This window comes from Streptomyces sp. JLSY215 (assembly GCF_059682825.1).
Genome location: NZ_CM185022.1, coordinates 9030716 through 9048895, shown reverse-complemented (window position 1 = coordinate 9048895; position 18180 = coordinate 9030716). Strand labels below are relative to the sequence as shown.

General features: G+C 71.2%; 18 protein-coding genes. 12 read left to right on the top strand and 6 right to left on the bottom strand.

Features of this window, described 5'->3' with window-relative positions; translation table 11 throughout:
• Positions 1-45 precede the first annotated feature (45 nt).
• From AC5677_RS40040 to AC5677_RS40030, 3 genes are all read left to right on the top strand, one after another.
• Positions 46-507, top strand: coding sequence for a MarR family winged helix-turn-helix transcriptional regulator (locus AC5677_RS40040; protein WP_497192760.1), 462 nt, complete (start codon positions 46-48; stop codon positions 505-507).
• A 352-nt stretch (positions 508-859) separates the two neighbouring features.
• Positions 860-3397, top strand: coding sequence for an SCO7613 C-terminal domain-containing membrane protein (locus AC5677_RS40035; RefSeq protein WP_497192759.1), 2538 nt, complete (start codon positions 860-862; stop codon positions 3395-3397).
• 349 nt (positions 3398-3746) lie between these two features.
• On the top strand, positions 3747-4007 hold the full coding sequence (locus AC5677_RS40030) for a 2OG-Fe(II) oxygenase family protein (RefSeq protein WP_497192758.1): 261 nt from the start codon (positions 3747-3749) through the stop codon (positions 4005-4007).
• 318 nt (positions 4008-4325) lie between these two features.
• On the opposite strand, the gene AC5677_RS40025 is transcribed toward AC5677_RS40030, so the two are convergent.
• Positions 4326-6236 (bottom strand): flavin monoamine oxidase family protein, encoded by a 1911-nt coding sequence (locus AC5677_RS40025; protein WP_497192757.1) that lies wholly within the window; start codon positions 6234-6236, stop codon positions 4326-4328.
• Positions 6237-6688: 452 nt separating this feature from the next.
• Between AC5677_RS40025 and AC5677_RS40020 the strand changes: the two genes are divergently transcribed.
• Entirely contained in the window at positions 6689-7219 is a 531-nt protein-coding gene (locus AC5677_RS40020; protein WP_497192756.1) for a hypothetical protein, read from the top strand.
• A gap of 58 nt (positions 7220-7277) precedes the next feature.
• Here AC5677_RS40020 and AC5677_RS40015 read toward each other — a convergent pair whose 3' ends face one another.
• Complete coding sequence (locus AC5677_RS40015; protein ID WP_497192755.1) at positions 7278-8051, bottom strand: alpha/beta fold hydrolase; 774 nt, start codon at positions 8049-8051, stop codon at positions 7278-7280.
• Between the two features lie 261 nt (positions 8052-8312).
• Between AC5677_RS40015 and AC5677_RS40010 the strand changes: the two genes are divergently transcribed.
• Positions 8313-8588 (top strand): hypothetical protein, encoded by a 276-nt coding sequence (locus AC5677_RS40010; RefSeq protein WP_497192754.1) that lies wholly within the window; start codon positions 8313-8315, stop codon positions 8586-8588.
• A 96-nt stretch (positions 8589-8684) separates the two neighbouring features.
• On the opposite strand, the gene AC5677_RS40005 is transcribed toward AC5677_RS40010, so the two are convergent.
• Positions 8685-9545, bottom strand: coding sequence for a helix-turn-helix transcriptional regulator (locus AC5677_RS40005; RefSeq protein ID WP_497192753.1), 861 nt, complete (start codon positions 9543-9545; stop codon positions 8685-8687).
• Between the two features lie 87 nt (positions 9546-9632).
• Between AC5677_RS40005 and AC5677_RS40000 the strand changes: the two genes are divergently transcribed.
• On the top strand, positions 9633-10424 hold the full coding sequence (locus tag AC5677_RS40000) for an SDR family NAD(P)-dependent oxidoreductase (RefSeq protein ID WP_497192752.1): 792 nt from the start codon (positions 9633-9635) through the stop codon (positions 10422-10424).
• 87 nt (positions 10425-10511) lie between these two features.
• On the opposite strand, the gene AC5677_RS39995 is transcribed toward AC5677_RS40000, so the two are convergent.
• Positions 10512-11189 (bottom strand): LysE family translocator, encoded by a 678-nt coding sequence (locus AC5677_RS39995; protein ID WP_497192751.1) that lies wholly within the window; start codon positions 11187-11189, stop codon positions 10512-10514.
• 266 nt (positions 11190-11455) lie between these two features.
• Here AC5677_RS39995 and AC5677_RS39990 point away from each other — a divergent pair, with 266 nt between their 5' ends.
• The 5 genes from AC5677_RS39990 (at position 11456) to AC5677_RS39970 (ending at position 16033) form a co-directional block, all read left to right on the top strand.
• The gene (locus tag AC5677_RS39990) at positions 11456-12085 is read left to right on the top strand and encodes a lipoprotein (protein WP_497192750.1); all 630 of its coding nucleotides are present in this window, start codon (positions 11456-11458) and stop codon (positions 12083-12085) included.
• 146 nt (positions 12086-12231) lie between these two features.
• Positions 12232-13149, top strand: a complete 918-nt coding sequence (locus tag AC5677_RS39985) for a helix-turn-helix transcriptional regulator (protein WP_497192749.1) — start codon at positions 12232-12234, stop codon at positions 13147-13149.
• Positions 13150-13223: 74 nt separating this feature from the next.
• Positions 13224-14204 (top strand): quinone oxidoreductase family protein, encoded by a 981-nt coding sequence (locus AC5677_RS39980; RefSeq protein WP_497196932.1) that lies wholly within the window; start codon positions 13224-13226, stop codon positions 14202-14204.
• Between the two features lie 267 nt (positions 14205-14471).
• Positions 14472-14891: a YciI family protein gene (locus AC5677_RS39975; protein WP_497192748.1), complete on the top strand. Its 420-nt coding sequence runs from the start codon at positions 14472-14474 to the stop codon at positions 14889-14891.
• Positions 14888-16033, top strand: a complete 1146-nt coding sequence (locus AC5677_RS39970; protein WP_497192747.1) for an RNA polymerase sigma factor — start codon at positions 14888-14890, stop codon at positions 16031-16033. The genes AC5677_RS39975 and AC5677_RS39970 overlap by 4 nt, the downstream gene beginning before the upstream one ends.
• 148 nt (positions 16034-16181) lie before the next feature.
• Here the strand turns inward: AC5677_RS39970 and AC5677_RS39965 are convergent, their stop codons facing one another.
• Positions 16182-17063 (bottom strand): NAD(P)-dependent oxidoreductase, encoded by an 882-nt coding sequence (locus tag AC5677_RS39965; protein ID WP_497192746.1) that lies wholly within the window; start codon positions 17061-17063, stop codon positions 16182-16184.
• Positions 17064-17159: 96 nt separating this feature from the next.
• Here AC5677_RS39965 and AC5677_RS39960 point away from each other — a divergent pair, with 96 nt between their 5' ends.
• Complete coding sequence (locus tag AC5677_RS39960; RefSeq protein WP_497192745.1) at positions 17160-17531, top strand: winged helix-turn-helix transcriptional regulator; 372 nt, start codon at positions 17160-17162, stop codon at positions 17529-17531.
• Positions 17532-17587: 56 nt separating this feature from the next.
• On the opposite strand, the gene AC5677_RS39955 is transcribed toward AC5677_RS39960, so the two are convergent.
• Positions 17588-18160: an ArsR/SmtB family transcription factor gene (locus tag AC5677_RS39955; RefSeq protein ID WP_497192744.1), complete on the bottom strand. Its 573-nt coding sequence runs from the start codon at positions 18158-18160 to the stop codon at positions 17588-17590.
• Positions 18161-18180: the final 20 nt, after the last annotated feature.

Genomic DNA, 18180 nt, shown 5'->3' with positions numbered 1-18180 from the left:
ATACGCGAGGCTAGGGGGCCGGCACTCCTATGTCAAAATGCTGACATGGAAGAGAGCGCGCCCACCGAGCCACCCCACCCCGCGACAGACGTCACCCACCACGTGGGATACCTGATCAAACGGGCGCAGGCGGCCCTCCGCGGCGCCATGGACAAGGTCCTGCGCGCGCACGGGCTCACCGTCCCGCAATACGCCACCCTCGAACTCCTGGCCCTGCACCCCGGTATGTCCAACGCCGACCTCGCCCGCGCGACCTTCGTCACCCGCCAGTCCGGGAACGTCGTCCTGCGGGGCCTGCAGGAAGCGGGACTGATCACCCGCCCCGCCACCGCTGACCACGGGCGCGCCCGCCCCACCCACCTCACGGAGGAGGGCCACCGACGTCTGGCCACGGTCCAGGACGCCGTCTATGCCATCGAACAGCGCATGGTCGAGGCGATCCCGCCACAGCGCCTGCCGGCACTCCTCACCGACCTCGACCGCCTGGCAGCTGCCCTGGAGGACTGACCCGCCTACGTGTTGTGGGAGGGATGCGGTGGGGGCGGTCGGGCACCGTCGACCGGGCTCGGGCCGCCTTTGAGCCGCCCCGACGTGCCTGCCGGTGCCGGCCGTCGATCGCCGCCCGCGACCGGTCCGGCTTCCCCGCCTGATGCAGCTCGGTCGGCAGCAGCGACTTTGAGTACGCGTACTCAAGCCCGTGGCCGACAGGGCTGCGCATACTCGCGCCATGCGCATGGAATCGCCGGGGTGCCCGGACTGCGGAATGCCTCTGGGGTCGCCTTCGCCCGCTCGGTGCGGCCGTTGCCTACTGCCTCTGACCGGGCCGGATGCCTTCGCGCTGTGGCAGGTCGCAGGAGAGTTGAGCGCACTGGACGCACGCAGGCAGTGGCTGGCGCAGCGGCACGACGAGTTGCTGGCCGCGCTGCGGGTACGCCGGGACGCACCCACGGGGATACCGGTGGCCGCATCCGCGGGAATGCCGGTGATCGCTCCCGTGGGCGGGGGCAGCGGTGCGGCGATCGCCTCGGGGCGGGAGATCTCGGCTCCGTCCGCCCGGACCGCGCTGCTGATCGTCGGCGGAGTGCTGGTGGTTGTGGCCGCGCTGGTGTTCACCGTGGTGAGCTGGGGACGGCTGGGTATCGGTGGGCGGGCCGCCGTACTCCTCGCGCTGACCGCGTGCGCGCTCGTACTGCCCCGTCCGCTCCGGCGGCGGCAGCTCACGGCCACCGCCGAGGCGTCGGCCGCGGTGGGGCTCGCCCTGGTGCTCCTGGACGGCTACGCCGCCCGGGAGGCCGGTCTCGGCGGCCTGGACCGCGTCGGGACGGCGGGCTACTGGGCCGTGCTGACCACGCTGACGGCGGTGGGAGCGGCGGTCTACGGCTGGTGGCAGCGGCTCCGTCTCCCGCTGCCCGTGGGGTTCCTGATGGCATGGCTGCCCGGCCTCCTGGGCACCGCCGCCCTGGGCGGAACGGTCGAGGACTACGCGACCGCGCTGATCGCCACGGCCGCGGTGGACTTCGCGGCCCTGTACGCCCTCACGGCACGCGCCAACGCCGGACACGCCGCGCTGAGCGACCGGCTGGGCGGCGAACGGGCCGCCACCGCCATGGTGGTGGCAGCCCGAGCGGTCAGCGGCGGAGGGGCGCTGCTGGGCGGGGTGCTCGCTGCGGGGTACGCGGTGATCGCTCCCTCGCCGGTCGAGGTGGTGCGGACCTGGGTGCCGCTGGGTCTGTTGGTGCTGCTCGGCATGGCACTGTGCCGCGGCTTCCGCACGCTGCCGTTCGCATTGCGCACCGCCGGCGAGGGCGTGGCCGTCGTGGCGTTGATCGTGGCCATCGGTGCCGGTTTGCGGTACGTCATGCCCTCGGGTTGGGCCGTGGTCGGATACGCGGCACCGGCGGCGCTCATCGCCGTGTGCGCGGCGGTGTTGTGCGCGTGGAGCGGCCGCTGGGCGAAGTCCGCGACGGGTGGGCCCTCCGCACCGCCGTCCGAAGCCGCGGCTGCGGTGGGAGGGCTGTTCGCCGCCTCCACCATCCTGTTGTCGTCCGGTGTTGTGGCTCTGCCGGAACTCGCGCGGGCCCTCATCCAGCCCCTCGTCGCCGGTGTGGCGCTCTGGCGCGACGGTCACGCGTCGTCGTGGAGCTGGGGGCTCGCGACCGCGCCGCTGCTCGTGCTCTGGTTGTTCGCCTCCGCCCTGGCCGCCACGGCCGTAGTGCGTGCCCGAGCCGTCGGCGACCGGCACCCGGACCAACTGGCGAACGCGCTGCGCAACGCCGCAGCACTGGCGGCCGTCCCCGCGCTGCTCCTGCTGCCGGTGGCGCTGGGGCTGCCGTACGGGTGGGTGCTGGCGGCCGCCGCCGTGGCGGCCATCGCCCTGGCGGTGGACGTCGTGCGCCGACGGGGGGCCGCATTCATACCGCGGCTCCTGGCGCCGGCCGCCACCGGTGGCCTCGCCCTGCTGTGGTCGTCGGCCGACCGGTCCGCCGTGCTCGCGGTGTGGGGTACCTTCGCCGCGGCGGCCGCCGTACTCGCCCACGTCCTTTCGGCGCCGACAGCCCGGCCCGCCGAGCGCGCCACAGCGTGTGTGGCAGGCGCCTTCGCCGTCCTCGCCCTGGGCGTCGAGGCGGTCGCCGCGGGGATCAGCGCCGACCTGCCCGCACATGTCACGGCGTTCGCGGTACTCGCGGTCGCGGTCGCCGCCGCCGGTGCCGCAGCGGCCTGGCACCGCATCCCGGGGCGCGATCGGCTCTCCACGGCCGTCGAGGCCACGGGGTACGCCCTTGCGGCAACCGCCCTCGCCCTGACGATCCCTCACCCCGGTGCGCTGAGCCTCGCCCTCGCCGTGACCGGAATCGCAGGCCTGGCCCTCGCGCTGCGCCCGGACCGCCGCCGCGCCGCGCTCGCCGGAACCGCCCTGCTCATCGCCTCCTCCTGGGTGCGCCTCGCGCTGGCGGGCGTCTCCTCTCCCGAGGCGTACACACTCCCGGTCACCGCGGCTGCACTGGTCATCGGCCACCGCCGCCGCAGGAGCATCCCGGGGACGGGCTCCTGGCCCGCCTACGGCGCGGGGCTGACCGCGACCATGCTCCCCAGCCTCGCCGCCGCGTGGAACGACGAGAACTGGGTGCGCCCGCTGATCCTGGGCGCGGCGGCCCTGCTCGCCACCGTTGTCGGAGTCCGCACGCGCCTGCAGGCCCCGCTGGTCGTCGGCGGCGGTGTACTCGTGATGGTCGGGCTGCACGAACTCGCCCCGACCGTGCTCCAGGTGCTCGGTCTTCTCCCCCGCTGGGCGCCGCTGGCCGCGGCCGGGCTGCTCCTGCTGCTGCTCGGGGCCACCTACGAGAAGCGCATCGACGAGGCCCGGCGCCTGCGTGACACGGTGCGCGGCATGACGTGAGCCTTGCAGCATGACGTGAGCCTTCGACACGGGCCGTGGGAAGGAGCAGCGCGGGGACGGCGGCCGGCACCAGGGCGTACGCAGCGCGTTCGCCAACCGGCCGGTGGGGGGCAGGTCGCCGACAACATCGGACCTGCCGCAGCCCCCTGCCGTGACGAATGCCCGACCCGCCTCACCCCACAGAACGGGTCTCAGCCCTTCGTCTGCGACTCAATACCGTCGAGAAGGAACTCCAACCCAGCCGCGAAGCTGGCATCCCAGTCGTCATCGGCGATGTAATTGTTGGCGGCGACGGTCGGGTACTGGTCGCGCCGGCTCTCCAGGCTCCGCCATCCCCGGCAGCTTCGTCGTGAACATCGGCGACCTCATGGCGCTCTGGACCGGCGGCCGCTGGGTCTCCACGATGCACCGCGTCATCAATCCCGAACGCGGCGACAGCTCCTCCCGAGTCACCATCCCCTTCTTCTACCTCCCCAACCACGACGCCACGATCGAGCCGCTACGGCCGTATTCGGAATCGGCTGACGGTCGCGAGCAGTTCGGCACCCGTGTGATTGCCGGGCAGTGGATGTCGCGCAAGCTCCAGAAGCTGTTCTCCGGGACGGCGTAGCGAGAGGGCGACGGCTGCCGTTGGCGCATGGCTCGCCCAGTAACATGCCCCCGGTGGATGCGCGGGCGAGCCCGGACAGCCGGTGTGGTGCGGACGAGTTGGTCGCCACGATCGCGCGTCAGGGCGGTGCCCAACGCGCGATGCGGGCTTGGTTGGTCCCGATCCATACGGTCAAGCCCGAGGGCGTCGTCCGGGAGGAGGCTGGGCGTCCAAGATCAGTCCACGATCAGTGGATGATGACCGGTCTTGGACGCCCCTTCTCATGGGACCGTACGTTCAAGATCGAGGGCTGGGCGTTGCAGCGGCCCTGCGCCCCTGTCAGCCTGTGTGGACCTTCAATGCCGTCCGGACGGCGGATTCGAGGGCGCCTTCGATCCAGGCGGGCTTGATGGAGGTGTGGTCCCCCGCGAAATGCAGTGGCCCTTCAGAGGTGGGGATGTCGGGGAACAGCTCCGCGTGCTGGCCCGGGAAGAGCACGGATGCCTCGCCATAGGCGTAGTGGTCACGCATCCACGACTGGGTCTTGCACTTGTTGGTGAAGAAGACCTCGCAGCGGCGGCCGTAGATCTCCTGCAGTCCGGCGAGCGCGCGCAGGTAGCGCTCGCCGTCAGCGAACGCGTCCCACTTGAGGGCGTCGTCGGACCAGCTGTAGGAGGCGAGCGTGATGCCTCCCTCGCCGACTTCCGCACCGCCTGAGTGCTCGAAGTACACGAAGCGGTTGGCGTTGTCGCTCACGGAGCCGCCGCCGCGGGTGTGAGCGGCTTCGGGTTCGCCGCTCGTGACGGGGCGGAAGGAGGCGTAGCACTTCTTGAGTTCGTCGGGGATCGTCACCCCCAAATCCTTGACGGACTTGTGCGCGCCGAGGTACTTGCCGTCCTTGACCTGGCCCGCCTTGTACTTGTCGTAGAGCTTGTCCTCGATGGAGTTCAGGGCCTGCTTCCACTGCTCCTCGGTGAACTCCCACCAGCGGCGGGAAAACTCCAGCAGCACCTTGGTCGCGGCGTCGTAGTGCAGTTCCGTGATGGCCCGGCGCTTGCCATAGGTCAGCGGAGGGTCGAAGGGCACGTGGCGCAGTCCGGAGAAGGGGACGGTGATGATCGCCTCGTCGCCCTCGAAGACCTCCGTGACACCGCCCTCGCCGGTCTGGCACTCCTCGGAAACGGTGTGCACCCTGACCTTGCCGCCGTGGCGTTCGATGCGTACAGCGCGCCTGTCGAGCCGTACCTTGCCCTTCACGGGCGCGTAGAGCGCGTCGGCGAGCCGTGCCGTGCCGCCCTTGATCTCCCAGAACTTGGTCTTGGGGTCGATCAGCGCGGCGGACAGGAAGCTGTGGGTGAAGGAGAGATGCAGCCGTGAGGTCAGGTTCTGGATGGTGCCGATGAGGTCGATGGTCCTGGTGTCGAGTTTGGCGACCTCGGTGAGGTAGCGGTACATGGACCAGTTGCCGTACCTCTTGAGGACCTTGACCCACCCGTTGACCAGGGCCGTGCCTTCCTTGCCGCGAACGAGCCGGTGTGCGGGTTCGAGGGCAGCCGCGAGGATGGCGGCGGCGGTCTTGGTGCGGTTGGGGCCCGTGACTCCGAAGGTGTCGTTGATCTTTTCGGGGTTCTTCTCGTAGTCGGCCCGGCGCATGCGGATGCCATTGACCTGGATCCAGGTGCGGTTGGCCCGCTTCGTCGGGTCGCCGACCTCCACATCCACCAGGTAGAACTCCTGGAGCGCGAGGTTGAGCTTCTTGAGCAGTGCCATCAGGAGCGGGTGGCTGTCGGGCAGCCGCATGGCCCCGGCTTCGGCGTACTGCTTGGGGTCGGCGAAGGGCTGCTTCCCGTTCTCGTGGCCGCCTTTGCGGAACGTCTTGATACGGCCGCCGACGCGGTTGCCGTTCGCCTCGATCACAACGACGTCGTGGCCCGCCCGGTTGAGCAGGTCGGCGGCGAGGAGGCCGGCCGGTCCGGCGCCGACGATCAGCACCCGCTTCGTTGCCTTCGCCCGGCTGGCGGGCAGGCCGTTCTCGATGGCCTTCACGTACGTCGGGACGAGGGGTTTGTCGTGCTCGTCGTAGACGGCGATGGCGCGGGCGACCGTGGTGTACGCCTTGCGGTCGACGCCGGGCGGCACCGCGGCCGGCGCCGTCGCGGGTGCGGTGGCAGGGCTCAGCGCGGTCGCGGGCCCGGCGGAGGCGGCGGTGAGCCCGGCAGCGAGAGCCGAGGCACCGGTCGCCGTCACCACGGAACGCCGCGAGGGCCGCGCGCCGTGCGAGGGAGGTAAGGGGTGCGAGGTGGTTGAAGTATCGCTAGCGAGTGGTTGCTCCCGGCTCGATACGTTCGCGCTGTGCGTGTTGATTGCGTGGTGCGGGTTGTTTGTGGCCGGAATGTTGACGTCCGGAATGTTGACGTCCGGAGTGCTCATGTCCTGTGCGCTCATGTCGTCTGCGCTCATCTTCTGTGTGCTCATCGCGCATCACTCTTGGCATACAAGCGACACAGCGGAAGTGTGTTCACACGGACGAGAAACGTAAACCACTCGTTGGGGGACCAATGCGGCTCGCCTCTCCCATAAGTCGACCTGTGCCCCAGGCCGTCGCAGACGGGGTGCGTCACGGCGAGGCCCGAGGCCGCGGTCGGGCCGCGTCGGCCGCTGCCTACACTGATTTCGAGGAGAGCGCCTGCAGGGAGGGACTGGTGGGAAGGCCGGACAGGATCAAGCCATCGGGGGCGAAAGTGCGGTTCGGCGGTGCGGTCATGCTGCTGATGGCCTGCCTTCTCGGCGGCTTCTGTGTCGCCGCTCTCCCGTACGCCTCGGGCCTCGCCGGAACGCAGGGAACGCTGACCGTGGACGGCTACGAGCGCAGCTACAGTTCGCGGGGCACCAACACCTCTTCCGAGGGCACCTTCCGCTCGGACGACGGCAGGACGGTCGCCGTTGACGCGGTGGTCGAACCGGAGTACGCGGTGGGCCGGCGGGTCGCCGTGGCCCGCGCCCCGTGGACCTACTACGTCATAAGCCCCGCTTGCTTCCTGGGCTGGCTCGCCGGGACCTGCCTCGCGCTGTGCTGTCTGCTCTTCGGGGTGCCGGCGCTCGCCCACGGCACGGCATGGAACCGCCAGGCCAGGCCCACAGCCGTCTCCGCCCAGCTCCGCATCGCCAAGGGCATCTTCTACGTCGCACTCGCCAGCTGCGTGATCGCCATCGTCGCTGCCCTCACGACCTGACCGGAGCAGAGTGGTCCTCGGGGTCGCCAAGAGTGGCGGGCAGGTCAGTGCCGGGCGTTCAGGCGACGGGTGCCAGCCGGGCGAGTGCGGCGCGTAGCGCGGCGTTGAAGGCGTCGGGGCGCTCCTGGTGCGGCATGTGGCCGGCACCGGTGATGACGGTGACCTCGGCGCCCGGGGTGAGCGCGGCGCAGGTCCGGGGGACCTCGAGCGGAATCAGGTCCAGTTCACCGTGGAGGTAGTGGATCGGCACCTGCAGCGCGGGCAGCGTCGGGCGCGGGTCGTAGCCAGGGGCGGTGGCCTGGTGCTCGTCGATGTAGACGCCGGAGTCGAGCATCTGCCGGACCGTCCAGTCGATCAGCGCGGGCGAGGTGCCCGGCGCGTACCAGGTAGGCACCCAGTCGGCGGCCGTGCCGGCCCGGTCGCGGCGCAGATCCGCCACCAGCTCCGCCTGAGCCTCCGCCGTCGGCCAGTAGCCCGGCGCGCCCACCGGGATCACGCCTCCGATCAACTCCGGGCGTCGGAGCCCCAGTTCGGTGGCGAACACCCCGCCGATCGACGAGCCGATGACCACCGGCCGGTCCAGGCGCAGCGCCCCGATCAAGGCCTCCACGTCGCTGACGACTCCGGGGGTGGTATTGCCCTGCACCGGACGGGCCGAGCGGCCGCAGCCCCGCCAGTCGACCGTGACCACCCGGTGGTCCTGCGTGAAGTCGGGGAGTTGCGCGCCCCAGGTCCGGGCGCTGGTGCCCCAGCCGTGCAGGAACAGCAGCGCGGGGCCGGTCCCCTCGTCCTCGTAGTAAAGGGTGGTGTCGTTGACGTCCAAGCTGGGCATGGCGGGTTCCTCCTCATGAGCCCCTGTGGGCCCCGCGGTTGGTGGTGATGTCCTCAGCCAACCGCGATCTCTGCCGTCGACCAATGAGCGATCCGCGCACGCACCGATCGCGATCGGTGATCAGTGCCGGTCACGGCGAACGGGAACCGCAGCGTGGAGGTCGCGTCGGGCGGTCGTGGTGCTTCCGCCGGTCGATCTGCGGCGTCGCCCGGCTCGACGGCTCCTGACCGGACCTCACGGAACGTCGGTAGGGTTGCGGCCATGACCAGGGCGAAGGGGCGGTACCCCAAGCCGGCCGCGGACAGTGGCGTCGAGGATGCGACGCTGCTCATCCTGGAGTGGCTCGGCGAGCAGGGCGTGGGGGCCATGATCCGGGTCGACGCGGAGCGCATGCGGGAAGGCCGGCCGGCATGGACATTCGCCGCCGGCGGTGGACCGCTGGTTGACGGAATGCGGGCAGATGGGCGCTCGGTCGCGGAGTGCATGGGCAGAGCACTGCACAAGTTGCGCGAGGCCGGGCTGGCCGTACCCTTCTGAGCCCTTCCGATCTTGGTTTCCGGTCCCGGCCTCGCGCAGTGCCCCGTACTCGCCTCCGGAGCGACGCCCCACGTCTTGATCACGGCTGGAGTCGGATCAGCCGGGCACGCCCATGCGCTGGGTGCCGACGACCGAGAGCAGCCGCAGTGCCTCTGCCGACGGCGAGCCGGGGGCGGCGGTGTAGATGACGACTTGCTGGTCCCGGTCGGCGATGTCCAGGACGTCGCAGCTGACGGTGACGGGGCCGACGAGGGGGTGCTCGAAGGTCTTGCAGAGGGTGGGACGGGCGGTCACATCGTGGGAGGCCCAGAGCCGGGCGAACTCCTCGCTGCCGGCGCGGAGTTCCTCGACCAGACCGGTCACCTCCGGATCGTGGGGGTAGCGCGCCGCGGCGGCGCGCAGGTGCTGGGCCGAGGTCCGGGCGAACTCGTCCGCGTCCGAGACGCCGTACAGCCTTCGGCCGTGCCGGTACGGGCCGAGGAAGGCGCGCCGGATGAGATTCCGGTCGCGGCGGGACAGGGCGGAGAAGTCCTCCATCAGGGCGGCGGCCAGGTCGTTCCAGGCGATGACCTCGTACGTCGCCGACATCACGATCGCCGCGGCCTCCGGCAGCCGGTGCAGCAGGTCGGCGATGCTCTGCCGCACCTCGCGCGAAGGCCCGCGCGGCGGTCCGGGCGGGGTACCGGCGAGGTGGTGGAGGTGGTCGCGCTCGGCGTCGGACAGGCGCAGCGCGCGGGCGAGTTGGGCCAGCACCTCGCGGGAGGGGTGTGGGGCGCGGGCCTGCTCCAGCCGCGCGTAGTACTCGGTCGAGATGAACGCCAGCTGTGCCACCTCCTCGCGACGCAGTCCCGGGGTGCGGCGGCGCGCCCCGGCGGGCAGCCCCACGTCGGCGGGGGTGATGCGTTCGCGCCTGCTGCGCAGGAAGGCACCAAGCTCTTGTCGTACTCGTCGATCCACCTCTCCAGTGTGCGCGGGCACCAGAGCGCCCAGCCAGGTACTGCCGGTGCCTGGATGAGCGGGGCGGCCGGTCGCAGGCTCGTCGGCATGAACGACACACCGATCATGTCCCTCACGACCTCGGGCCTGCTCACCGACAAGGTCGCCTTCATCACCGGTGCCGGTCGCGGCATCGGCGCCGCATCGGCGCGGCTGTTCGCCCGGGAGGGTGCCCGGGTGCTGCTGGCGGCACGCACGGAAACGCAGCTCAAGGCCGTCACCGAGGAGATCCGGACGGCCGGCGGCACCGCGGACTACGTGGTGTGCGACCTGGCCGACCCGGCGAGCATCCGTGCCGCCGTCGACCGGACCGTGGAGCTGTACGGCCGGCTCGACGTGGCCTTCAACAACGGAGCGACGGGCCAGCCGCCCGGCCCGATGGACCAGCTGCCGGAGGCCGATTTCGATCATGTCTACGCCGTCAACCTCAAGGGACCGTGGCTGGCCATGACCGCCGAGATCGCCGCCATCCGGGCCACCGCGCGGCGCGGAGCCATCGTCAACACCTCCAGCGTCGGCAGCCTGATGGCCAACCCGCAGCTGCCCGCGTACGGCGCGGCGAAGCGGGCGGTCAACAGCCTCACCGAGTCGGCGGCCGCCACGTACGGCCCGGAAGGTATCCGCGTCAACGCCATCGCGCCCGGCACCACGCTCACCGAGATGCTGCACGAGTGGGACGAGAAGTCCCCCGGCACCATCGATCAGCTCAACGCGCAGACCCCGCTGGGTCGCGCCGCCGATCCGGACGAGATCGCCCAGGCCGCCGCCTGGCTCCTCAGCGACCGGTCCTCCTACGTGACGGGGACGGTCCTGCGGGTGGACGGGGGCATGCGAGCGTAGGGAGGGCCTGTCGGGAGTCGGGCTTCGGTACGCGGGTCGCCCGTTCCCCGGCTGTCCGCGGCCTTGCGGTGGGGGCCCTCCGGTCCCTCACCCTCCCAGCGCGAGCCGGATGCCGAAGGCGGCGATGACCGTGCCGGTGATGCGGTCGAGGTAGCGGCGGGCCGAGGGCCGTTGCAGGCGGTCTCGGAGCAGGTGCGCGAAAGCGATCAGCACGCACGCCCAGACGACGGCCAGGACGATGTGCACTCCGGCCAGGATCACGCCGGGAGCGAGGTGCGGGGCGCCGGCGGGGATGAACTGCGGGAGGACCGCAACGTAGAAGGCGCCCATCTTCGGGTTGAGGAGATTGGTGACGAACCCCTGCCGCCAGCCGCCCAGCAGGGTGTCGCCTTTGCCTGTCCTGGCCTTGGCCTCGGTCCCGGTACCGGTCGGGCTCCCGGCCCCCTCCGTCTGGGGGCTCTCGCTCGGTGAGGGGCGCCAGGTGGCCCGCAGCAGCCTGCCGCCCATCCACACCAGGTACGCGGCTCCGACCCAACGAAGAATCTCGTACGCGAGGTGCGAAGCGGTCAGCAGCGCGGTCACACCGAGCGAGGTGAGCACGCCCCAGATCAGCGTGCCGCTCTGAATGCCGAGGACGACGCCCCAGGCACGACGGCGGCGCCCGAGCGCCGCGGTGCGCAGGATGAGTGCGGTATCCAGTCCGGGAGTGAGCGTCAGGAGTCCCACTATCAGGGCGAAAGTCCCTATTGCGTCCAGGGTGATCATGAGCGATCACCCTAGGTCGGGAGTCGCGAAACGTCCACATTTCTGCCCGGAATCGGGCAGGAGTGGCGGCGTTCGCCCGTGGTGGTGCACATCGCCTCTCAGGTGACGTCGTCAACCATGAGGACAGCGGCTGCGGTTGCCGGGGCGGTACACGGCGCGCACCGGCTCCGCGGCATCCGCGAGACAACGTGGTTCGAGATCGAAGTTGTCGTATAAGCTGCGGCGAATTTTCGAAAGTTCATGCTCAGAGGTAGGGGATTTCCGGAATGCGCAAGATGTCGCAGGCCGTAGCGGGTGCGGTGGTCGCGGTGAGCGTGCTCAGCGGCTGTTCGTTCGGCGGGGATGGGGACAAGGACGTAGACGGGGAGAGGGCGGCGAAGAAGAAGGTCGCCGTGAAGAAGCTCGGCGACAAGGGCACGGCGTGCGCGCTGCCGGTGCACTTCACCCTCGCGACGTCCTGGGAGGCGGAGGCCATCACGCAGAAGACGGTGGATCAGATGGGTCCGCTCGGCCATCAGGGGCCGGTCACGCCCGCCTGCGAGGTCGACGCCAAGCCCGCCGGGCACATCGGCTTCCTCACCGTGTGGTCCGGCACCAAGGACAGCGCCGCGCCCGGCGGCACCTCCCGCGCCCTGCTGGAGAAGTTCGTTGCCGCCGAGCACTTCGCGAGCAAGGTCAAGTTCCACGAGGTCAAGGCCGGTGGCCTGTCCGCCACCGAGGCCAGCTACACCGTCGCCGACCCGTCCGTCGGCGAGGCGAAGCCCGAACGCGCGCTGGCCGTGATGACCAAGCAAGGTGGCGTGGTCATCCATCTCGGCGGGCTCGACGCGGAGGAGCACAAGGCGATGCTCCCGGCGTTCGAGCTGGCCAAGAAGAGCCTCGGCCTGGCTTCCTGAGCGACGCCGCGGCGACCGGAGCTCGTCCCCTAGGGCATCGCCTCACCTGGTGGGGCGATGCCCCGGGAGCGAGCCCGGTACCGCGGCGGCCCGCTGCCTTTCGACGGTCCCGCCCCCTACAGACCGACGTTGGTGGTACGCGGAACATGTCGACCGTCGGTCCGAGTCACCCAAGGGCCCTGTTTAGGCTGGACGGCATGACCGCTGATCGTTCTGCTGTGTCCCGTGACCGTCGTCGCGTCGAGCTTCGTGAGTTTCTGCGCAGCCGTCGGGCTCGGGTCTCGCCTGCGGATGTCGGTATGCCGGAGGGCGGGCGGCGGCGGACGCCGGGGCTGCGTCGCGAGGAGGTCGCGGTGCTCGCCGGGGTCGGGGTGTCCTGGTACACGTGGCTGGAGCAGGGGCGCGACATCAAGGTGTCGGAGGATGTCCTCGATGCCATCGCGCGGGTGCTGCTGCTGGATTCGACCGAGCATGCGCATCTGTACCGGCTGGCCGGCCTCAACCCGCCGCAGGTCGCCGCGGCGCCGTCCGTGCCCGCGCCGCCACAGGTGCGGCGGCTGCTGGACGCCTGGTCGCCGCGGCCCGGCTATATCCGTGACCGGCACTGGAACTTCACGGACATCAACGACGCCGCACGCATCGTCTTCGGCTACGGCGAGAGCGACCACAACTGTCTGGTGTCGTACTTCAGCAACGTCCGCTACCGGGTTCTGCACCAGCGCTGGGCCGAGACCGCCCCGTACGTGGTCGCCGGTTTCCGTGCCGATGCCGCGCGCTACCCCGAGGACCCGGAGTTCGACCGCATCGCCGAGGAGCTGGCGCAGAGCAGCACGGAGTTCGCCGAGCTGTGGAGCCGTCACGACGTGGCCGAGCACACCACCGCGGTCAAGGCGGTCGACCACCCCGACGCCGGGACGCTGGTCTTCGACGCCACCCTGCTGCCGCTGCCCGAACTGCCCGGCCATCACCTGATCCTGCACAACCCCCGTCCGGGCACCGACACCCAGGAGCGGCTGGAGCGGCTGATGGGTGCGCACAGCCTGGTGGTGTCACACCCAGGATGAGCCGACACTGCCGGCCGTCGTGACACCCGAACAGAATCACTGCCATGAACAGCAACAGCATGGACAGGGACAGCATGAACAGCAACGACACGCAGATGACGGCAGTGACCATCCCCAGCTTCGGCGAGGCCGAGGTGCTCCGCGTCGCGCAGATGCCGATCCCGGAGCCGGGCCCCGGCCAGGTGGCCATCGACGTGGCCTATGCGGGCGCCAACTTCGCCGAGGTCCTCTACCGCCGCGGCGTGGTGGACGTGCCGCTGCCCTTCGTGCCCGGCATCGAGGTCTCCGGCCGCATCCGTGCGCTCGGCGAAGGCGTGACGGATCTGAGGGTCGGCCAGCCGGTGGCCGCACTGACGATCGTCGACAGCGGCGGCTACGCGGAGGTGGCGGTCACCTCCGCGGACCTCGTCGCCCCGCTGGACGGTCTCGACATCGGACTCGACGTCGCCGCGGCCCTTCCCTCCAACAGCACCACCGCGTTCCTCGTCCTGGACCGCGTGGCGCGCATCGAGCCCGGTGACCGGGTCCTGGTCCATGCCGCCGCGGGCGGTGTGGGCAGCCAGCTCGGCCAGGCCGCCCGGCTGCTGGGCGCCGGCCGCGTGGTCGGAACGGTCGGCAGCGAGGCGAAGATCGAGACGGCCAAGGGCTTCGGCTACGACGAGGTGATCCTGCGCGACCAGGTCGCCGAGGCGGGCGAGTTCGACATCGTCGTCGACATGGTCGGCGGCCCCGCCCGCACCGCCAGTCTGGACCGCCTGGCCCCCATGGGACGCCTGGTGGTGATGGGCAACGCCTCGGGCGCTGAAGACGTCGGGATGTCTGCCAACCACCTGTGGTTCACCAACAAGACGGTCTCCGGGTTCAACCTCGCCGCCTTCTCCGCGGCCTTCCCCCAGGACGCCGGGCAGGCCCTGCGCCGGGCGGTCCGGGCCGCGGCACAGGGAACCCTGCGGGTGCAGGTCGAGGCTCTGCCGCTGGACCGCGCGATCGAGGCACACCGCCGCATCGAGTCCGGACAGACCACCGGCAAGCTGGTCCTCGGTGTCGGCGTCTGAATCGGTGCGGTGGCGGAGCGGCACCGGGACGGGGCGGGGGCGGGACCGGCGGGAGTGTGAGTGTCGGACGCCCCTCCCCAGCCACGGGCGGCGGCGCCGGGGGCAGCCCGTGGGCTTGGCTGCGTTTGCCGCGCGAGACGGCGCTCCCCGGCTCGTCGGAAAGAGCCCGAAAAAATTTCGGACGGCGATGTCGAGAATCCGTGGCTGGCTCCGTCCCCGCTGTGAACGCGACCAGAATGGGTCGCACCCGCACCGAGGAGACACACCATGGCCAAGTACTTGCTGCTCAAGCACTACCGCGGCGCCCCGGCTTCGGCGAACGACGTGCCGATGGACCGGTGGACGCCGGAGGAGATCTCCGCACACATCCAGTACATGAACGACTTCGCGGCCCGGCTCGAGAAGACCGGCGAATTCGTCGACGGTCAGGCGCTCGCCCCCGAGGGGGCGTGGGTCCGGTACGACGGCGAGGGGCGTCCGCCGGTCACCGACGGCCCGTTCGCCGAGACCAAGGACCTCATCGCCGGCTGGATGGTGATCGACGTCGACAGCTACGAGCGCGCCGTCGAGCTGGCCGGGGAGCTGTCGGCCGCCCCTGGGGCGGGCGGGAAGCCGATCCACGAGTGGCTCGAGGTGCGCCCGTTCCTGGCCGCGACGCCCGCCACCACGGAGTGCCCTCATCGATGAACGAGGCCCTGCTGAGAAGCCTCACGCCGAGCGTGCTCGCCGTCCTCGTCCGCCGCGGAGCCGACTTCGCGGCGGCCGAGGACGCCGTGCAGGACGCGCTCGTCGAGGCGCTCCGCGTCTGGCCGGCCGATCAGCCGCGGGACGCGAAGGGCTGGCTGATCACCGTGGCCTGGCGCCGGTTCCTCGACGCGACCCGGGCGGATGTCGCCCGGCGCCGGCGTGAGGAGCTCGTCGACGAGGAGCCGGCCCCCGGGCCCGCGGCCGCGGTGGACGACACGCTCCAGCTCTACTTCCTGTGCGCCCACCCGTCGCTGACGCCGGCGTCCGCGGTCGCGCTCACGCTGCGCGCCGTCGGCGGGCTGACCACCCGCCAGATCGCCCAGGCCTACCTGGTGCCCGAGGCGACCATGGCGCAGCGGATCAGCCGGGCCAAGCGCACCGTCTCCGGTGTGCGGTTCGACCGGCCCGGCGATGTCGCCACCGTGCTGCGCGTCCTCTACCTGGTCTTCAACGAGGGCTACTCCGGCGACGTCGACCTCGCCGCCGAGGCCATCCGGCTCACCCGGCAGCTCGCGGCCGCGATCGATCACCCCGAGGTGGCGGGGCTGCTCGCCCTGATGCTGCTCCACCACGCCCGGCGCGCCGCCCGGACCGCGCCCGACGGCAGCCTGGTGCCGCTGGCCGAGCAGGACCGCGGCCGGTGGGACACCGCGTCGATCGCCGAGGGCGTCCAGATCCTGCAGGCGGCGCTCGCCCGCGACCGGCTGGGCGAGTTCCAGGCGCAGGCCGCCATCGCGGCGCTCCACGCCGACGCGCCTACCGCCGAGGAGACCGACTGGGTGCAGATCGTCGAGTGGTACGACGAGCTCGCGCGCCTGACGGACAGCCCTGTCGTCCGGCTCAACCGTGCGGTGGCGGTCGGCGAGGCCGACGGACCGCGCGCCGGGCTGGCGGCGCTCACGGAGCTGGACGCTTCTCTGCCCCGTTACTCCGCGGTGGCCGCGTACCTGCACGAGCGCGACGGCGACCTGGCGACGGCGGCACGGCTGTACGCCGAGGCGGCCCACAAGGCGCCCAACCTCGCCGAGCGCGACCATCTGATGCGCCAGGCCGCCCGGCTCAACTCCCGCCGGTGTCACTGATCGGCCGCGCCCGGTCGCGAGGGGCCGTCCCCGCGGGCGCGCCGACGGTCCCTCCGGTGAAGCGCCGAGTGCGTGGTGAACGTGCTGGTCGCAGCCCTTCAATGGGGACTGCGACCAGCACGTTCACCTCCGGGCGGCAAGCCGCCGGTCAGTGCACCAGCAGGTCGATCACGCCCGTCAGGTCCTCCTTGCCGCTGCCCACGGCCAGGCGGCGGCGCATCAGCGCGAAGTAGGGGCTGAGCAGTTCCGGGCTGACGCCCTGCTGCTCGGCGGTGCTCAGGAAGGTCGGCGTGCCGGCCACCTGCATGGCGAGCGGGGAGACGACATTCGTGGTGTAGTCGCCGCTGCGCAGCTGGTCGGCGGTCTGGTGAACCGCCGGGGCCATCGCGATGAGCCAGTCGGCGAGCAGTGGGGCGAGCGAGGCGGGATCGATGTCCTCCTTGCGGATCAGGGCGAAGGCGTGGGCGGCGCCGGCGAACATCCCGTACATGGCGCTGAGCAGGGCCACGTCGTGCAGGGCCGCGAAGCCCGCGTCCTCGCCGACGTAGGTGGTGCCGGCCGGAACGCCCAGCGTCTCCTGGTGCCGCTCGAACAGCTCCCGTGAGCCGCTGTAGAAGACGTAGCCGCCGGCTTCGGGGGCGCCGATCATGGGAGGGACGGCCATGATCCCGCCGTCCAGGTAGCGGGCGCCGCGCTTATGGGCCCACTCGGCGCGGGCGCGGGCCTGGGCCGGAGTGCTGGTGGTCAGGTTGACGAGGTCGACACCGGCCAGGTCGGTGCCGTCCAGCACCTCGTCGACCGAGGCGTCGTCCAACAGACAGACGACGACCAGGGTGTTCGCCGCGACCGCTGCGGCGGCGCTGTCCGCGACGGTCGCACCCTGGGCGGTGAGCGCCGCGGCGCGGGCCGGGGTGCGGTTCCAGATGGTGACGGGGTGGCCGGCGGCGAGCCAGGTCCGGGCCAGTGCGGTACCCATCGCGCCGAGGCCCAGCAGCGTGACGGCGGTCTTCTCAACAGTGTTCTGTGCCATGCCGATTAGGCTGGTCACAGGCCCGGAGATGATCAAGTACGCACTTTGGAGTGGGTGCTTACCCCGGGGTGAGCGAGCAGGTCAGAGGGGTGGGGCATGACGACAGTGAACCGGCCGGTGACATCGGACGGGCACGCCTGCGGGATCGACACCGCGATGGAGGTGATCGGCGGCAAGTGGAAGGTGCTGATCCTCTGGGCGCTCCACGAGTACCCCTGCCGTCGCTTCGGCGAGCTGCGTCGGCTGCTTCCGGGGATCACCGAGAAGGTGCTGGCGTCTCATCTCCGCGAGATGGAAGCGGATGGCGTCGTGCACCGCGTTTCCTACGAGGAGGTGCCGCCCCGCGTCGAATACTCGCTGGCCGAGGACGGCAGGCGCCTCAACGAAGCACTGCAGCCGCTGGCCGCCTGGGGACGCGAGCGGGCGACCGGTCGCGGGCCGGAGGAAGGAGCGGGGCAGGTCACGTAAGGCGCGAACGCGCCGGTGGCCGAGTCGCGGAGGGGTGGGCCGCGGCCTTCGGCTTCTCAGCCCTCGCCCGGGTCGTCCGTCGGGTGGGGGAGCAGCGGAAACAGCCGGCTGATGAGGGCAACCGGCCGGGCGCCCTCGGGGCGGGCCAGAGGTCGCTGCTCGCGGTCCTGGTAGGGGGCAAGCGCCCTTCGGATCACCGTCGCAATGCGGCTCATCTCCTCGGGTGTCAGATAGGCGACGGCGCTGAACGCTTCGTCGCGGCGCCATTCGGCCGGTGCCTGCTCTCGTTGCTCGAGCCAGTGCTGCCAGCTCTCGTCCTCCAGGCCGCGGGCCAGGTCGCCGAAGTCCTCGGACGTATCGGACGCGGGAGCGGGCCGTCGCAGACGCCAGGGGCGTGCGCGGCCTCCGCTGTGCGGGGCTTCTTCGATGTGTCCGTGGCGTGCGAGCTGCCGCAGATGGAATGAGCAGAGCCCGGAGCTGTAGCCCAGCCGGGCGGCCGCTTCGGTCGCCGTGACGGCTCCGACCTCGGCGAGCAGGTCGAGCAGGGCCGTACGGACCTCGTGCTCGCGCAGTCCCTCACCGGCCGTGGAGGGCCGGCCTGCCGGGAGGTTGACGTCTTCTTCGGTCACTTTGCAAAGTCTGCTACTTT

Bases quoted from the DNA above. Each gene is read 5' to 3' on its own strand.
- AC5677_RS39960 (WP_497192745.1), top strand. From the start codon at position 17,160: ATGACGACAGTGAACCGGCCGGTGACATCGGACGGGCACGCCTGCGGG.
- AC5677_RS39980 (WP_497196932.1), top strand. From the start codon at position 13,224: ATGAACAGCAACGACACGCAGATGACGGCAGTGACCATCCCCAGCTTC.
- AC5677_RS39990 (WP_497192750.1), top strand. From the start codon at position 11,456: ATGCGCAAGATGTCGCAGGCCGTAGCGGGTGCGGTGGTCGCGGTGAGC.
- AC5677_RS39985 (WP_497192749.1), top strand. From the start codon at position 12,232: ATGTCGACCGTCGGTCCGAGTCACCCAAGGGCCCTGTTTAGGCTGGAC.
- AC5677_RS39965 (WP_497192746.1), bottom strand. From the start codon at position 17,063: ATGGCACAGAACACTGTTGAGAAGACCGCCGTCACGCTGCTGGGCCTC.
- AC5677_RS40040 (WP_497192760.1), top strand. From the start codon at position 46: ATGGAAGAGAGCGCGCCCACCGAGCCACCCCACCCCGCGACAGACGTC.
- AC5677_RS39975 (WP_497192748.1), top strand. From the start codon at position 14,472: ATGGCCAAGTACTTGCTGCTCAAGCACTACCGCGGCGCCCCGGCTTCG.
- AC5677_RS39970 (WP_497192747.1), top strand. From the start codon at position 14,888: ATGAACGAGGCCCTGCTGAGAAGCCTCACGCCGAGCGTGCTCGCCGTC.
- AC5677_RS40010 (WP_497192754.1), top strand. From the start codon at position 8,313: ATGACCAGGGCGAAGGGGCGGTACCCCAAGCCGGCCGCGGACAGTGGC.
- AC5677_RS39995 (WP_497192751.1), bottom strand. From the start codon at position 11,189: ATGATCACCCTGGACGCAATAGGGACTTTCGCCCTGATAGTGGGACTC.
- AC5677_RS40015 (WP_497192755.1), bottom strand. From the start codon at position 8,051: ATGCCCAGCTTGGACGTCAACGACACCACCCTTTACTACGAGGACGAG.
- AC5677_RS40000 (WP_497192752.1), top strand. From the start codon at position 9,633: ATGAACGACACACCGATCATGTCCCTCACGACCTCGGGCCTGCTCACC.